The organism is Streptomyces sp. NPDC006925 (assembly GCF_042869575.1).
Lineage (GTDB): Bacteria > Actinomycetota > Actinomycetes > Streptomycetales > Streptomycetaceae > Streptomyces.
This window is the reverse complement of the sequence record NZ_JBIAGB010000002.1, coordinates 302,515-318,007: the sequence shown is the minus strand read 5'-3', so window position 1 is coordinate 318,007 and position 15,493 is coordinate 302,515. Positions and strand designations below refer to the sequence as shown.

Here is a 15,493-nt window from a genome sequence, read left to right as displayed (position 1 = left end):
CCGGCCGTGTCCCGGTACGCAGTCCGGCCGCGCCCGGCGCCGGGCCGGGCCGCCGGTCACCGCCGGTGGCCCGTCCCGTCGGTCCCATCGGTGACGCGGATCGCGAGGACGGCCATGTCGTCGTGTCCCGGGGAGTTCTTCACGCCTCGGGAGAGCGCCTCCAGGAGCTGCGGCAGGGGACGGTCCCCGTACGCGGAGAGGGTGGACATCGCCCGCCGGATCCCCTCTTCGATGTCGCTGTGCCGGCGTTCCACCAGGCCGTCGGTGTACAGCAGGAGAACGGCGCCCGGCGGGATCTCGTACTCGTGTTCGTAGCGGTCGAGGCCGATCGCGGCGTCGAGCAGCAGGAGGTCATGGTCGTCCAGCGTCGAGACCCGGCCGTCGGGCAGCCGCAGCAGCGGCGGCGGATGCCCGGCGTTGGACATCGTCAGCCGCCACCGGTCGTGGTGCGAGTCCAGCCGGGCGTGCACGGCGGTGGCACCCGGCCCCAGCGGCAGGGCGGCGAAGGCAGCCTCGACCGCCGCCAGCGCGACGGCGGGCGAGCGCTCCGGGTGGCCCAGCGTGGCCTGGCGCAGCATGCTGCGCACCTGCCCCATGACGACGGCGGCCCGCATGTCGTGCCCGATGACATCCCCGATGGACGCCACCAGGCAGGGCTGCAGCCCACCCGGTCCGGGCGGCAGCACGTAGGCGTCGTACCAGTCGCCCCCCACCATGTCCTGGTCCTCGGCGGGCAAGTACAGGGTGGACATCTCCAGACCGGGCACATCCGGCAGTTCGGTGAGCATGGCGGACTGGAGCTGCTGCGCCGTGCTGAGCCGGCTCTCGACGAACCGCATCCGCTCCACGGCCTGGCTCACATATCCCGCGACCGCGGTGAGCACGGCCTCCTCGGTCACACCCATCGCGTGGGCGCCCGCCCAGGACCAGGTCAGCACCCCGCGGCGGCGGGCCAGCGGGACGCAGAACGCGGAGGCGAGCCCGAGGGCGTCGTACCCCGCCACCGCGTCCGCGCTGTAGCCGGCCTCCAGGGCGGCATGGTCGGGGACGAAGACCGCCCGCTGCTCACGCATCGCCCGGGCGCTGGGGAAACCGGAGTCCACCGCCATGGACGGGACGGCGGCCTCCACCGGCCGCACGTCGTCCGGTTCGACGACGCGCCGCAGCTCCCGCCCGTCGGCGAGCAGCAGGCCCACGTAGGACGGCTTGGCGGAGCCGTCGAACAGGTGGCGCAGCCGGCGGACCACATCCGTCAGGTCGCGGGAGCGCGCCAGCTCGACCGACGCGCGCAGCAGGAGCCCGGCGTGGTCCCGGTCGCGCCGGACCTGCTCGCTGGCGATCCGCAGCCGCAGCTCGACCGAACAGGCGGCCGCGAGGTCGGCCAGGTCGTGCAGCTCCGACTCGGTCCACTCGCGGGGCTCGTGATCGATCGCGCACAACGACCCCAGGACGTGCCCGTCGGCGTCCGTCAGCGGCATCCCCGCATAGGCGATCACCTGGAGTTCGGAGACCGCCAGACTCGAACGCGTGAGCGAGTCGAGTCGCGAGTCGTTCAGGACGAGCGGCTCGCCGCTGTGGACGACGTGCTGGCAGAAGGAGCGGTTCAGGGGTGTCTGGCGCCGCCCCGCCCAGGGCTCCGCCAGCCCCACCATGCCGGGGAAGACCTGCCGCTCGGTCTCCAGCAGGGACACCAGCGCCACCGGGACGTGGAGGAACCGGGTGACGAGCCGCGCGAACCGGTCCATCCCGGGGTCGGCGGCGGCCGTGAGCCCCGCGAGCCGCAGCGCCTCCGACCTGCCCAGCTCCCCCGTCACAGTCCCTCCACCGATGGCTCACGGGAGTCGCGGCACCGACCCGGCACCCCCACTGCGCACAGCCCGCATCGATGCCGCAACCGACATCCGCCAAAGCGAATGTATGCGGATACAAGTGAATATATCGCAAGAATCTGACGCTGTCGTGCGGCTGCCGTGCACCTTTCGCAGACATGACAGGCATTCCGCCCGGCGCGCCGCCCCTCCCCCACACCCTTCCGGGCCCGGCGGAAGGTGTTCCGCCGGGCCCGGAAACAGGCGCCTCATCCGCGGGTCTGATCCGCGAACCCCGTCCGCGGGCCCCGTCCCCGGGCCCCGTCCCCGGGGGCTCATCCGCGGGGCTCAGCAGCGGGGCTCAGCAGCGGACGAGACCGTTCGCTCACCCGCGGTTCCCCTCGTCCGGAGCCACGGCGCCATCCGCCGCACCGGCCGCGTCCGCCGCCCAGGTCTCCCCGGAGGCCAGCGGCGTCATGCGGGGCAGGAGCTGCGCGGCGAGCAGCGTCGAGAGCGCCGAGCTGTCCCCGCTGCCGCCGTCGGTACGCACGACGACCGGCCGGGGTGCCTTCCCCGCCAGCTCCGCGCCCACCTCGAGGCGGCGGCGGGCCAACTCGTACTGCAGCACCGCACGGTTGTCGCGGTAGGCCTTGGCCAGCGCGCGCTGGGCCCGGGCCTCGTTCTCGGCGGCGATCAGACCGCTGCGGCCCTCCGTCTCGATCTCGAACCGCACCCGCTGCGCATTGGTCTCCTGCTCCTCCAGCAGCTGCGCCACCTGCTCGCGGGCCTTGTTCAGCGCGGCCTTCACCTCGACGATGCGCGCGTCCCGCACCTTCTTGGCCCGCTCGATGTCCATGCCGAGGCTGTCGATCCGGCGCTTGCGCGTCAGACCCCACTCCTGCTCGTAGGCCGTACGCTCCTTGGCGACCCGCTCCCGGGTGGCCAGGTGCTGCTGGTACTGGGCAGGGAGCTGGACGTCCGGGATGTTGGAGCCGGTGATGCGCACCCCGTAGCGGGACAGCAGGCGGTTGAGCAGCTCCTGCATGTCGGCCACGTCGGAGCCGCGCAGGTCGTACGCGTGCTCGGTGTGCACCAGGCGGGCACGCTGGCGGATGGCGTCCTGCACGGCGCTGGAGAGGACCAGGTCGAAGTTGCCCGCGCCGATCGTCCGGACGAAGAGCACCGCGTCGTTGATGCGGAACTTCAGGAAGAACTCGATCGACCGCAGCGGCACGTTCTCCTGCGTCGGGCAGGCCATCACCGGCGCCGAGTACGGGATCTCGGTGGCCGTGTCGACCACGAAGTCGACCCGCGACCAGGGGTGCCACAGGTAGTGCCGCCCCGCGTCCAGGGTGCGGGTGACCGCACCGTACCGGGTCAGCACCCCGTGGGTGCCCTGCTCGATCTCCACGATCGAGGAGCGCCACCACCAGAGCCCGCCGATCACCAGCAGCACCGCGCCGAGGGCGTAGGAGAGCCCGGCGAGCGCGCCGTAGGCGAGATCGGAGGCGCCCTCGGCGTCGGCCCCGCGCAGCGAGAGCATCACTCCCGCCAGCAGGGCGAACAGCCCGAGCCACAGCGGCAGCATCCACCACAGCCGGCGCCGGTGGCGCGGGATGATGACCGGGATCAGGGTGCCGGCCTCGCCGCCCCGCAGCAGTTGGGCAATCTCGCTCCAGGGCGCCACCGCCTCGGAGATGACCGACCTGCGATTCGTGTGTGCGCTGCTCACTGGTCGCCCTCCTCGGAGTGGTGCGGGACGTCGGTCGCGGACCCAGCGGACCCAGCGGACCCGACGGTCCTGGCAGTCCCGGCGGTCCCGGCGGCCGCTTCCGTCTCGTCCCTCCAGGCGGGCTCACCGGCCCCGCCCGACCGGCCGGAGGCCTCGGGGGCGCCAGGTCCGTCGGGAGCACCGGGCACGTCGGACGTCCCGGTCGGCTCGGGGGCCACCGTGGGCCGCTCGGCCTCCAACAGCGCACCGATCTCGCTCTCGCGGTCGGAGATACGCGCGGACACCTCGTCCAGGCGCTCCCGGACAGCCGCCATGTCGGCCTCCGTGAACAGCTCGCCGCCGTGCTCCCCCACCAGTTCGCGGGCGAGCCGCAGGAAGTCGACCCCGGCCGCGTCGCCGCCGTCGGCCGTACCGCCGATCCGCACCAGCCGCGGCAGATGGTCGGCGACCTCCACCAGGGCGTCGAGGATCTGCCGCTGGTAGCGGTACTCCAGGATCTCGGGCGCCTCGGCCGCCGTCACGGCCCGGATGTCGAGAGCCTGGGCCTCCAGCAGCGCCGCGTTCGCCTTCGCCTCGGACTCGGCCTGCACATAGCGCTGCCGGGCCAGTGCCTCGGCCCGGTTGGTCTCGCGCTCCACGGCCGTGTCCATCTGCGCCTGGTACTGGGCGATGTCCGCCTGGATCGCGGAGAGCGTCTCGTGGCTGGTCGCCAACTCCTTGGTCAGATCGCCCTCGTCCTGCTCCTTGCGCAGCATCAGCGCGTACTCGTGGGTGTACGCCTCCTTCGCCATCCGCACCATCTCCGGAGCGGCCAGGTCCATCCGGTAGCCCCGGTCGGCCGGCTCGGCGTGCGTGATGTTGGCGTTGGTCAGCTCGACGGCGGGCCGGAACTGCTGGTTGAGCTGCTCCAGCAGCCGACCGGTGTCCTCCCCGACCATGTCGTAGATCCCGGCGGCCTCCTGCTCGTAGATGAGGCTCCGGATGGTCTCGCTGACGGCGTTGCTCAGCTTCTCCTCGAAGCCGCGGACCGCACCGAGCGTGTAGACGAACTCAGTCGGGTCGCTGATCCGGAACTGGATGAAGAGGTCGATCGACGCCTTCACCCCGCCCTTGGTCGGCGCCTCCCGCACCGGCGCGTTGAACGGGTACTCGCGAACGGTGTTGACGATGTACGACACCCGCTTCCACGGGCTGATCAGAATGACCCGGCCGGGCCCGACGACCTTCTCCAGCTTCCCGAACCGGGTGATCAGCGCCTGGCAGCCGTCCGGAACCATGACCATGCCCTGCCGCCACCACACGAAGCCGATCGCGGCCAGCGCCACGACCCAGTAGTGCAGTCCGAAGAGCGGATTGGTCAACGGCGAGTCGTCCACGGTCGACACCACCGCGGTCCCCACCGCGCCCAGCACCAGCAGCATCAGCACCGGGAGCATGCTCAGGAACGAACGCCCCTTCGGCAGCACCATCGGGCAGATCTCATGAACCTGCTCGCCGTCCTCGCGCTTGTGCCCGCTCTGGTTGAGCGCCTCACCCGCCTCGTCCAGCGAAACGGTCCGCTGCGCCATCACCGTGGCGATCGAACCGCCCTGCTCCCGGGCGGCCGGGAAGTCCGCGGGATCCATCCCCTCGTCCTGCGGTTCCTGCACGTCCTGGCCCGCCTCCCCCTGGCTCGTGCCCTCGGCACTCCGCCCCCGCGTGGGCCCCCGCCCGGCGGAGCGGCCCGTACGCCTGCGGACCTCCTCCTCCGCCACCTGCCGGGGATCGGCACCGGAAGCCACCGCGGAGGCCACCCTCCGTACGTTCTGCGCTCTCGCTCGCGCCACAGTTCCCCCTTTGTCTCATCGTGCGCTCCCGCCATCCCACACCACGAGCAGCGCCGCGGCCACGGCGGGAGCCCCGATCGTGACAGCACGGCGAACCCTTCGTTGCCTCCGGTACACAACGCCCGCCGCCCACACGGGCCGCCATCCCGTGCGGGCGGCGACCACCCGGCCCTGGAGGCCCGCCGGCCCGACCCACTACGCACCCAGGGACGAAGTCGGACGGACGAGCAACAAGCTGAAGGCCCATCGGGCTGTGGCAACGCGCGCTGATGAACGGGCTGCATCTTCCACGGCACCGTCACCGCCGCCGGGATCCGGCTCTGGCCTCCCCCGGGAACCAGGCCCGGCTCATCACTCGGCACGTGCCGATCGGCTCAAGGGTCGCCAGGCCGAGGGCCAGACCACGTCCCGGTTGACCTGACCAGTCACCCCCAGACTGGCCCTCGCGCACTCGAGGTACCGCCGCTGTGCATCTCTGAACTCCGAGTACGCCTGGTCCCAAAGCTGCTCGACTTCCGTGGGCACGCCCCGCGCCAAGTGCTCCAGCCGCCACAGGCAGTGGTTCAGCGTCTTGGAGGCGGTGTTCGTGTCAGTGTCGCCCAACAATTCGCAGATCTCTCCCAGCGCCGAACGGCGGGCCTCAGCCACGCCGAGCTCGGCGAGCACCTCGGCGGTGAGCTCCAGCGGTGGTGGACCGGTCACCAGCCCGCGGCCCGCAGCGATGCTCTGATAGCGGCCCGCAAGCTCTTTGACCACGTGGATGTACTCGCCATAGGCGTCCAGACGCCGCCCATCCCAGCGCACGGACTGCTCACGCCGCCACCGTGCCCGGTCGTTCAAACTGCTCACCAGGAAGGATCCGACAGCGCCCAGCGCAACACCCACCAGCGGAAGTATCTGTCCCGACAAACTCACAGGGCCCCCTCACATAGTCGAACGGCTCCCCATTCTCCCGACCGGAGCCCAGCGAAGCCGATGATGCCGTCACCCGCAGCCACTGGTGACTCCTCGGACACGCCCTGGCTGACCCGGCCTTCTGCTCATGACCCCCAAGCCCGTGGAGCCGAACGCGTCGGAGCCGGCATGCTCGCCGAGCAGACGCCTGCCGGAGGGGGCAGCCGCGAACAACGTCCCGGAGACGGTGAGACCGGACTCGAAGCGGCATCGCTTCTGCTCAAGAGCTGGCGCAGCGAGCCGGCCATTCGTCTCGCCGGCCGGGGACGACAAGCATCTCCTCCATGCCCTTGCGGACCGCCAAGCGGCTCCTCAGTCGAACAAGTGACGTCTTGGACGATGAGTGTGGCGATGCGGCCCGGTGTCGCGGTCAGCAGCACGACGAACCGCCCCGCTGCGCCCGACCGGGCATCTTCTACCCGGAATCTGGTGGGTGTCCGCTGAGCGGCTCTCTCATGTGGCAGAACAGGAACCGTTGCGGATCGAGAAGCTGACGGAGCTGTAGCCGTACTTGTTCGCCAGCGCGGTGACGGTGAGGCACAAAGCGGTGTCGGTGCCGTCGGCGGTGACGGTGTAGTCCGCCTCCTCCACACTCTCGCCGAAGTAGTCGTGCTCCGGCTGCGGGGAGGCGAGCGCGGCCACGACCCCAGCATCGTGCTCGCTGCTGTGGGGGCTCTCGCTGTGAGGGCCGTGCTTCGCAATCCGCGACTGCAGGACCTCGCCGTAGCTGGGCATGCCAGGGCCGAACTGCGCCTCTTCCGACAACTCGGCTGTCGCTCCCTTGACGGCCGACCGCAGTTCGCCCTCCTCCCACTGAGGAGTGCTCCGGTGATTGCTGGCATAGAGGAGACCGAAGACGAGCAGTCCCAGGCCGACGAAGACCACACAAGCGACCGGGTTGCGGAAGTTGAACACGTAGTCGTTGGTGCCCCACCGGCTGCGGATGAGTATGCGGTCGTCACGGTCGTCGGCCATGTACAGGATTCTCCTGCTCGAGCACGTCTCACCGGTCGGCACCCCCGCCCTCCGCAACCCGACCGCCACAACCGTCGTCTGAAGCGTCGCTGAGGGGCGGGTTGCATCCGCCCCACGAGTACGCGTTCACCGCCGGTGGACCGGGACGTGCTCAGCTTCGGTGTGGCTCCTGATCGGGTGCGCGGTGGAGTGCGGTGAGGCGGGCGGTTTCGTCGTCGCGGAAGTTGCGGACTTCCGTGCAGCGGTGGCTCATGACGAATTCGCCGAGGGGGATGCAGAGGTCCATGCGCTGGATGCAGACGCCGATCATGAAGGGGCCGTTCTTGGCCCTCGCCTCCGTCCAGGCCGAGGCCCACGCGCACCTGGGCAACCTCGACTCTTGCCAGCGCGCCCTGGACGAGGCCAGAAGGTCACCGACCTCCCCGGCCCCGTCCACAACGGGGGATGGCTCCGCTTCGACGGCTCCCGCCTCCCCGAAGAACGTGGAGCGCGCTTCGTCCAACTCGGACGGCTCGACCTCGCGGAGAAGGCCCTCAAGAGCGCCCTCGACTCCACCGCGCTGGCCAAGGGAACCTCCTACCGTCGCCGAGGCTCCGTCCTAGTCGACCTCGCGCTGATCGGCGCCAGACGCCACGACGCGGAACAGGCCGTCGTCCATGGCCGCGAGGCGTTGCAGCTCGCGCGGCAATCGGGCTCGGGCTACGTCGCCCGTAGACTCCAAACGCTACGGGACGATCTCCGCTCTCACGGCCGCGATCGCCGCGTAGCCGAACTGGCCGCCGACATCGGCAGCCTGCACGCGACGTGAGGAGAGGGGTAGGCATGACGGACACCGAGGGCGCCCGCCTGTTCCGGGAGACTTGGATCGCGGGAGTCACCAAGCACTACCCGGGCGAACCCAAAGCCAGCTACGTCACGCCCTGGGAAGACACCCCCGACTGGGAACGCGAAGCCGCCGGAGCCGTCTACCAGCAGGTGCGCCACTTCCTCGGCCTGAGCGACGGCAACGCCAAGCGCCTCACCCGCGAACAGAAGGGCCGCTTCGTCGCCACCTGCTGGACGGCCCAGATGTACAAGCACTTCGGCGACCCCAAGCCCGCCTACGTCGCCGACTGGCCCGACCTCCCGGACTGGCAGAAGGAAACCGACTCCGACATCTTCGAAGCCATCGAGACGGCAGCCCCACAGCAGTAGGCAAGTGGATCGCGGCTGTGGGAGCCAGCAGGAGCACGTACCCGCGATGCCCGCGACAGTGTCGTGGTCTGTCATCCGAGGTCGAGGTCCCCGAGACCGCGATCAGTCCCCTACTGGAGGACCCGCGTGGAGCTGATCACCGGCGTCGAACGCAACCTGCTCATTGAGACCTGTGAGCACGACGCGTTCCACCTGGAACTGCGGGACGACTACTCGGTGCCCGACGAGGACGGCCCCTTCGAGAGCTGGCTGCGCGACGAGCCGGTGGACTACGCGTTCATGAAGCCGTGGACGCAGATGGTCAAGCGGCTGACGGGCGAGGGGAGAGCCGTTCGACGCGTCCGCGTCGTCTCCCACCCTCACACGCCGTACATCCGATGGGAGCACCGCACCACTCCCCGCAACGTGGAAGCCGGTGAGGACATCCGCTGGCTCCCCCGCCACACCGTTCCCGGTGAACTGGTCTTCCCGTTCGACGGCAAGGACTGGTGGCTCATGGACGGCCGCCTCCTGGCGGTGGGACACACCGTTGCCGGACGGGTGACGGGACACGAGATCATCGACGACCCCAAGTGCATCGCTGAGGCCGTCGCGCTCCGCGATGCCCTGTGGTCCCTCGCCATCCCGCACAGCGAGTACCGGCCTTGACATCCATGATGCGGGCCAACGGTGGCCGAGCCGACGACGAGGGCCGCCATCCCGGGCAGGGACGGCGGCCCTCACATCTGTCCTGACGTCACGCCAGGGAACCGACCGGTCGGTGCACACCTGGTGTACAGGAGCCCGGAAGTCAGCCGGGACCAGTGAGAAACAGAAAGCACTGTTTCCGCAGTTCGCAGCAGATTTCCAGGGCCCCTGCCCAGGTAGCCCGACCCCGCTCTTTAGAGGTCGAAGTACAGCTCGAACTCGTGCGGGTGGGGGCGGAGCTGCATGGGGGCGATCTCGTTGGTGCGCTTGTAGTCGATCCAGGTCTCGATCAGGTCGGCGGTGAAGACGCCGCCGGCCTGGAGGTACTCGTTGTCGGCCTCCAGGGCGTCCAGGACGGCCGGGAGCGAGGTGGGGACCTGGGCGACGTCGGCGTGCTCTTCGGGGGCGAGCTCGTAGAGGTCCTTGTCGATCGGCTCGGCGGGCTCGATCTTGTTCTTGATGCCGTCCAGGCCGGCCAGCATCAGCGCGGAGAAGGCCAGGTACGGGTTGGACGAGGGGTCCGGGGCGCGGAACTCGACGCGCTTGGCCTTGGGGTTGGAGCCGGTGATCGGGATCCGCATCGCGGCCGAGCGGTTGCGCTGCGAGTAGACGAGGTTGACCGGGGCCTCGAAGCCGGGGACCAGGCGGTGGTAGGAGTTCACCGTCGGGTTGGTGAAGGCCAGCAGCGAGGGGGCGTGGCGCAGGATGCCGCCGATGTAGTAGCGGGCGGTGTCCGAGAGGCCCGCGTAGCCCTGCTCGTCGTAGAAGAGGGGGTTGCCGCCCGACCACAGGGACTGGTGGACGTGCATGCCGGAGCCGTTGTCGCCGAAGATCGGCTTGGGCATGAAGGTGGCGGTCTTGCCGTTGCGCCAGGCCGTGTTCTTGACGATGTACTTGAACAGCATCAGGTCGTCGGCCGCGGCCAGCAGCGTGTTGAACTTGTAGTTGATCTCCGCCTGGCCCGCGGTGCCGACCTCGTGGTGCTGGCGCTCGACCTGGAGTCCGGCGCGGGTCAGCTCGAGGGAGATCTCGGCGCGGAGGTCGGCGAAGTGGTCGACGGGCGGGGCCGGGAAGTAGCCGCCCTTGTAGCGGACCTTGTAGCCGCGGTTGCCGCCGTCCTCGAGGGCGCCGGTGTTCCAGGCGCCCGCCTCGGAGTCGATCTCGTAGAAGGAGCGGTTCGCGGTGGTCTCGAAGCGGGCGCTGTCGAATACGTAGAACTCCGCCTCCGGGCCGAAGAACGCGGTGTCGGCGATCCCGGAGGAGGCGAGGTACGCCTCGGCCTTCTTGGCCACGTTCCGCGGGTCACGGCTGTACTGCTCGCCGGTGATCGGGTCGTGGATGAAGAAGTTGATGTTGAGGTGCTTCTCGGAGCGGAACGGGTCCAGCCGCGCGGTGGACAGGTCCGGGACGAGCGCCATGTCGGACTCGTGGATGGCCTGGAATCCGCGGATCGAGGAGCCGTCGAACATCAGGCTCTCGGCCGGGTCGAAGGACTCCGCGGGAACGGCGAAGTGCTGCATGACGCCGGGCAGGTCGCAGAACCTGACGTCGATGAATTTGACGTCGTTGTCCGCGATGTACTTCTTGGCCTCGTCGGCGTTCTGGAACATCCATCCTCCTAGTCCCGCCGCGTCGGGACGGGTTTGCTCCGGCTCCGGGTGCGGGCACGAGGGCTCCGCACGCCTGGTGGCCGACATTAGGCAGGGGCCATTTCTCCAGCATGACTCAACTGTTTCGCTGATGTTAACCACCAGGCGGGGCCGGTATCGGTTAACCGTGCGGAGTGCGACTGTTACGTTCGGTTTGCGCGGGTCTTGCGAACCGTTTGCCCGGGGAGGCGCCCAGGGAGGCGTCCGACGCCCGGCAGTGGGCTCGCGGAGCCGTCCCTCCCGGGGCCTCCGGGGGCGGAAGCCCGCGGAGACGTACGCCGTACGGTGATCATCGTACGGCGTACGGGCTGCCGCTGCCCGCCGGTCCGGAGCGTCGCCCGGTCACCCGGTCGCCCGGCGGGCCGGTCGCCGGACGGGGCCGGTCCGCGGGGAAGGCGGCGCGATACCGTTGCCGGGTGGACAACAGGGAAGCAATCGGGTCATGGCTGTCCGGACCGCGGGCGGCCGCGGAGGAGATGGGCGCCGACTTCGGCTACCGCGGCAAGCGGCTCGGGCTCCCCGCCGAAGGGCCCGGCTCGATCGCGCCGGTCGGGCGGAGGGTCGGTGCGCTCTTCATCGACTGGGCGCTCTCGGCCCTCATCGCGTTCGGGCTGCTCGCAGGGCGCCGCCTGGAGGCCACCAACAACTGGGCGCTGGTCGTCTTCCTCGTCATGAGCCTGCTGACCGTCGGCACGGTCGGCGCCACCCCCGGGAAGCGGCTGCTGGGGCTGCGTGTGGTCGCGCTGGACGGGCTGGAGAGGCTGCCGGTGTGGCGGGCCGCGGTACGTACGGTGCTGCTCGGCCTCGCCGTGCCGGCGCTCGTCTGGGACCGCGACAACCGCGGACTGCACGACCGTCTCTCGGGCTCGGTCCAGGTGCGGGCCTGAAGCGTTCGCACCCGTCCCCGCACCGGGCATGAGGGCTTCGCACCCGTCCCCGCACCGGGCATGAGGGCCGCCCGCCCCTCCCCGCACCCGGCAATGAGGCCCGCGCCCCTCCTCGTCGCACCGGGCATGAGGAGGGGGCGGAGCCCCTCTTCGGAGCCCCGCCCCCTGCCGCTGCCTCTTGGCTCGCCGCCCCGTGCGATTGCGCGAAACGCCGCTAGCGGCCCTGCGGGCCCTTGGGGAGCTTCATGCCCTTGGGCATCGGGCCCTTCGGGATGGGCATGTTGCTCATGAGGTCGCCGAGCGCGCGGAGGCGGTCGTTGATCTGGGTGACCTCGGAGCCCTGGAGCGTGCGGGGCAGCTTCATGATCCTGACGCGGAGTTTCTTCAGCTCGACCTGGCCCTCGTCGTTGCCGACGACGAGGGTGTGGACCGGTACGTCGCCGACGACGCGGCTCATCTTCTTCTTCTCGGACGCCAGCAGGCCGCGCAGCCGGTTCGGGTTCCCCTCGCCGACCAGGACGATGCCCGCCTTGCCGACCGCGCGGTGGACCACGTCCTGGCTGCGGTTCATCGCCACGGCCGGGGTGACCTGCCAGCCGCGGCCGATGTTCTCCAGTACGGCGGCCGCCGCTCCCGGCTGGCCCTCCATCTGCCCGAACGCGGCCCGCTCAGCGCGGCGCCCGAAGATGATCGCGCACGCCAGCAGGCCCAGCAGTACGCCGACGATCCCCAGGTAGACCGGGTGACCGATCAGAAAGCCGACCGCGAGGAGTACACCGAAGGTGACAAGCCCCACGCCGGCCAGGATCCAACCGATCTTCCGGTCCACGCGCCGGGTCATCTTGTACGTCTGGGCGATCTGCTTGAGCCGCCCAGGATTCTCGGTGTTGTCCTTCCTCGCCATGCGGGGAAGTTTACGTGGGAGCGGGGGCGGAGTGCTGCGCGGCCGGGGCTACTGAGCCCGGCGGCCGAAACCGGCCCGGTCGGAGCCCGGACGGGAGGCTCGGTTCGCGCCCGGACAGGCCCCGGGAAGGCCGCCGACCTCCGGCGCGAACCCGCAGGCCGGGACCGGCGGGACCACCCCACGGACCAGGCCTGTCGGGACGACCCCGCGGACCAGGCCCGCCGGTGCGAACCCGGGGGCCGGGACCGGTGGTGGACCGGGCGGGGCTCAGCCCCGGGACGTCAGCAGTGCCCGGTGGTCCGAGGCCGCCTCCAGCACGGTCTCCGCCTCGTGCCGGGCCCGGGCCCGGCGGCGGTCCTCCAGGACGGCCGTCCATGCGTTGCGCCGGGCGACGCGCTGCCCGTTGCCGAAGAAAAGGTGTTCCAGACCTTCCAGTGCCCACAGGGTGGTCCGCACTGTCGTCCCCTCCGTCACATCCGTCTGAACCGGGCGCCTCGCACGGCCGTACGGGCCGTGTGTGCGCGGTACGTGGTTTCAGCGTTACGCATTGGTGTTACCAGGCGATGACCGGAGGGTCAAAGTCCATGAAAGCCTGTGCGGCGAAGCTCACGTCGATGAAGCCCGCATTCCGCTTCGCCGCACGGGTCGAGCCGCCCGGATCCGGCCACCCGGGATCGCTCATGGGCGGGCTCGCCCATGAGCGACCGGTGCGGCCCCGGAGGCCGCTCAGGCTGCCGACGTCGTTCCGGCGCGCCGAGCCTCGACCGCCTGCTGGTACAGGCGTCCGGCGCGGTAGGAGGAGCGGACCAGCGGTCCGGACATGACGCCCGCGTACCCGATGGCGTCGGCCTCGTCCTTCAGTTCGACGAACTCCTGCGGCTTGACCCAGCGCTCGACGGGGTGGTGACGCGGGGAGGGGCGCAGGTACTGGGTGATGGTGATCAGCTCGGTACCGGCCTCGTGCAGGTCCCGCAGGGCCTCGCTGATCTCCTCGCGGGTCTCGCCCAGGCCCAGGATGAGGTTGGACTTGACGACCAGCCCGGCCTCGCGGGCACGGGTGAGGACCTCCAGGGACCGCTCGTAGCGGAAGCCGGGGCGGATGCGCTTGAAGATGCGCGGCACGGTCTCGACGTTGTGCGCCAGCACCTCGGGACGGGAGGAGAAGACCTCGGCGAGCTGGTCGGGTTCGGCGTTGAAGTCGGGGATCAGCAGCTCGACACCGGTGTCGGGCATCATCCCGTGGATCTGGCGCACGGTCTCGGCGTAGAGCCAGGCGCCGCCGTCGTCGAGGTCGTCGCGGGCCACGCCGGTGATCGTCGCGTAGCGGAGTTCCATGGTGCGGACCGACTCGGCGACCCGGCGGGGCTCGTCCCGGTCCAGCTCGGCGGGCTTGCCGGTGTCGATCTGGCAGAAGTCGCAGCGGCGGGTGCACTGCTCGCCGCCGATCAGGAAGGTCGCCTCGCGGTCCTCCCAGCATTCGAAGATGTTGGGGCAGCCCGCCTCCTGGCAGACCGTGTGCAGCCCCTCGCTCTTGACCAGGCTCTGGAGGGCGTTGTACTCGGGGCCCATTTTCGCCCGGGTCTTGATCCACTCGGGCTTGCGCTCGATGGGGGTCTGGCTGTTGCGGACTTCAAGGCGGAGCAATCGCCGGCCGTCAGGCCTTGGCATTGACTGCCCGTCGGGTGCGACAGCGGACACGTCCGGCTCCCTACGTACTTTCGATTCAGCGGCGGCTCTCAGCCTACGCCTGCGGTTCACTGCTTGCGCACGGGCCGGAGCCCGGGAAATCTCGCCGGCCCGCACGCGGGCCGGCCGGTGGACCCGCCCCGGACCCCGGGCGGGGTCAGACTGCGCGAGGCATCGGGGTGTCGGACTCCAGCACCTCGCGCAGGTGCTTCTCCATGAGGGGAAGCACTTCGGCGACCGGGACATTCCTGCCCAGCTCCTGGGAGAGCGAGGAGACGCCCGCGTCGCGGATGCCGCAGGGGACGATCCGGTCGAAACCGGTCGTGTCCGGGTCGCAGTTCAGGGCGAAGCCGTGCATGGTCACGCCCTTGGCGACCCGGATGCCGATCTGCGCCAGCTTCCGGTCCTCGCCCCGCTGGCCCGCGTTGGAGGGCGCGTACTCGGGGCCCATCAGGCGCGGGTCGTAGTCCTCCGGAACCGGCGGCCGGCCGTCCTGGCCGAGCCGCGGATCGAAGTCCAGGGCCAGGCCGGAGGCGGCGGGCGGCCCGGCGGCCCGGCCGAGGTCCTCGCCCAGGACCCACACGCCGCTGCGGCCCTCCACGCGCGTGGTCTCCAGACCGAGCTCGGCGCAGGCGCGGATCATGGCCTCCTCGAGGCGGCGCACGTGCGCGACGACATCCACGGGGCGCGGCAGCTTCAGGATCGGGTAGCCGACCAGCTGCCCGGGGCCGTGCCAGGTGATCTTGCCGCCGCGGTCGACGTCCACCACCGGGGTGCCGTCGAGCGGGCGCTCGCTGTCCTCGGTACGCCGTCCGGCCGTGTAGACCGGGGGGTGCTCCAGCATCAGACAGGTGTCCGGCACCTCGTCGGCGAAGCGCGCGGCGTGCACCCGCTTCTGCTCCTGCCAGGCGTCCAGGTAGTCGACGGCGTTCTCGCCGAATCCGAGGTGGACGAAGCGCAGTTCGCCGTCCGCCGGACCCGTCGGCCGGGAGTCTCCCATGCCTTCTCTCCTTCGTAAGCCCGCTGCGCGCACCCGGGGTGGCGGGCTGCTCCACACGCGCGCCCCCCGCCACTCTACGGCTGCCGCGGACCGTCCCCGCAGGTGGTCGCCTACTCACACGTACGGATGAATGCGCGACGAAGGGGGCGAACGCCGTACGGGGGGCCGTTACATTCGCGCCGTTCCAGCAG

At 70.6% G+C, this 15,493-nt stretch carries 14 protein-coding genes and 1 pseudogene; 4 read left to right on the top strand and 11 right to left on the bottom strand.

The annotated features are described in order from the left end of the window. Positions 1–56 precede the first annotated feature (56 nt). The 6 genes and pseudogenes from ACFYNS_RS04090 to ACFYNS_RS04065 form a co-directional block, all read right to left on the bottom strand. Positions 57–1,814: a GAF domain-containing SpoIIE family protein phosphatase gene (locus ACFYNS_RS04090; protein ID WP_388600644.1), complete on the bottom strand. Its 1,758-nt coding sequence runs from the start codon at positions 1,812–1,814 to the stop codon at positions 57–59. Between the two features lie 379 nt (positions 1,815–2,193). After that, positions 2,194–3,540: an SPFH domain-containing protein gene (locus ACFYNS_RS04085; protein WP_360295239.1), complete on the bottom strand. Its 1,347-nt coding sequence runs from the start codon at positions 3,538–3,540 to the stop codon at positions 2,194–2,196. Continuing rightward, positions 3,537–5,366, bottom strand: coding sequence for an SPFH domain-containing protein (locus ACFYNS_RS04080; RefSeq protein WP_388600641.1), 1,830 nt, complete (start codon positions 5,364–5,366; stop codon positions 3,537–3,539). The genes ACFYNS_RS04085 and ACFYNS_RS04080 overlap by 4 nt, the downstream gene beginning before the upstream one ends. 351 nt (positions 5,367–5,717) lie before the next feature. Next, on the bottom strand, positions 5,718–6,251 hold the full coding sequence (locus ACFYNS_RS04075; protein WP_360295245.1) for a hypothetical protein: 534 nt from the start codon (positions 6,249–6,251) through the stop codon (positions 5,718–5,720). 522 nt (positions 6,252–6,773) lie between these two features. Beyond that, entirely contained in the window at positions 6,774–7,295 is a 522-nt protein-coding gene (locus tag ACFYNS_RS04070; RefSeq protein ID WP_360295248.1) for a hypothetical protein, read from the bottom strand. Positions 7,296–7,446: 151 nt separating this feature from the next. Next, positions 7,447–7,626, bottom strand: a pseudogene (locus tag ACFYNS_RS04065) (radical SAM protein); the annotation flags it as partial. Positions 7,627–7,674: 48 nt separating this feature from the next. Between ACFYNS_RS04065 and ACFYNS_RS04060 the strand changes: the two are divergent. The 3 genes from ACFYNS_RS04060 (at position 7,675) to ACFYNS_RS04050 (ending at position 9,137) form a co-directional block, all read left to right on the top strand. After that, positions 7,675–8,103, top strand: a complete 429-nt coding sequence (locus tag ACFYNS_RS04060) for a tetratricopeptide repeat protein (protein ID WP_388600638.1) — start codon at positions 7,675–7,677, stop codon at positions 8,101–8,103. Positions 8,104–8,117: 14 nt separating this feature from the next. Continuing rightward, positions 8,118–8,489, top strand: a complete 372-nt coding sequence (locus ACFYNS_RS04055; protein WP_388600634.1) for a hypothetical protein — start codon at positions 8,118–8,120, stop codon at positions 8,487–8,489. Positions 8,490–8,615: 126 nt separating this feature from the next. Next, on the top strand, positions 8,616–9,137 hold the full coding sequence (locus ACFYNS_RS04050) for a DUF6879 family protein (RefSeq protein ID WP_388600632.1): 522 nt from the start codon (positions 8,616–8,618) through the stop codon (positions 9,135–9,137). 233 nt (positions 9,138–9,370) lie between these two features. Here the strand turns inward: ACFYNS_RS04050 and glnA are convergent, their stop codons facing one another. Then, positions 9,371–10,786 (bottom strand): type I glutamate--ammonia ligase, encoded by a 1,416-nt coding sequence (glnA, locus tag ACFYNS_RS04045; RefSeq protein WP_360295256.1) that lies wholly within the window; start codon positions 10,784–10,786, stop codon positions 9,371–9,373. Between the two features lie 455 nt (positions 10,787–11,241). Between glnA and ACFYNS_RS04040 the strand changes: the two genes are divergently transcribed. Beyond that, positions 11,242–11,712: an RDD family protein gene (locus ACFYNS_RS04040; protein ID WP_360295259.1), complete on the top strand. Its 471-nt coding sequence runs from the start codon at positions 11,242–11,244 to the stop codon at positions 11,710–11,712. Positions 11,713–11,926: 214 nt separating this feature from the next. Here ACFYNS_RS04040 and ACFYNS_RS04035 read toward each other — a convergent pair whose 3' ends face one another. From ACFYNS_RS04035 to lipB, 4 genes are all read right to left on the bottom strand, one after another. Next, positions 11,927–12,616: a DUF4191 domain-containing protein gene (locus ACFYNS_RS04035; protein ID WP_074998397.1), complete on the bottom strand. Its 690-nt coding sequence runs from the start codon at positions 12,614–12,616 to the stop codon at positions 11,927–11,929. Between the two features lie 267 nt (positions 12,617–12,883). Continuing rightward, entirely contained in the window at positions 12,884–13,072 is a 189-nt protein-coding gene (locus tag ACFYNS_RS04030; RefSeq protein WP_360295261.1) for a hypothetical protein, read from the bottom strand. A gap of 270 nt (positions 13,073–13,342) precedes the next feature. Continuing rightward, positions 13,343–14,284 carry a lipoyl synthase gene (gene lipA / locus ACFYNS_RS04025; protein WP_360295281.1) on the bottom strand — a complete coding sequence of 314 codons (942 nt, stop codon included), beginning with the start codon at positions 14,282–14,284 and terminating at the stop codon, positions 13,343–13,345. A 175-nt stretch (positions 14,285–14,459) separates the two neighbouring features. Further along, on the bottom strand, positions 14,460–15,302 hold the full coding sequence (gene lipB, locus ACFYNS_RS04020; protein ID WP_360295264.1) for a lipoyl(octanoyl) transferase LipB: 843 nt from the start codon (positions 15,300–15,302) through the stop codon (positions 14,460–14,462). Between the last annotated feature and the right edge of the window lie 191 nt (positions 15,303–15,493).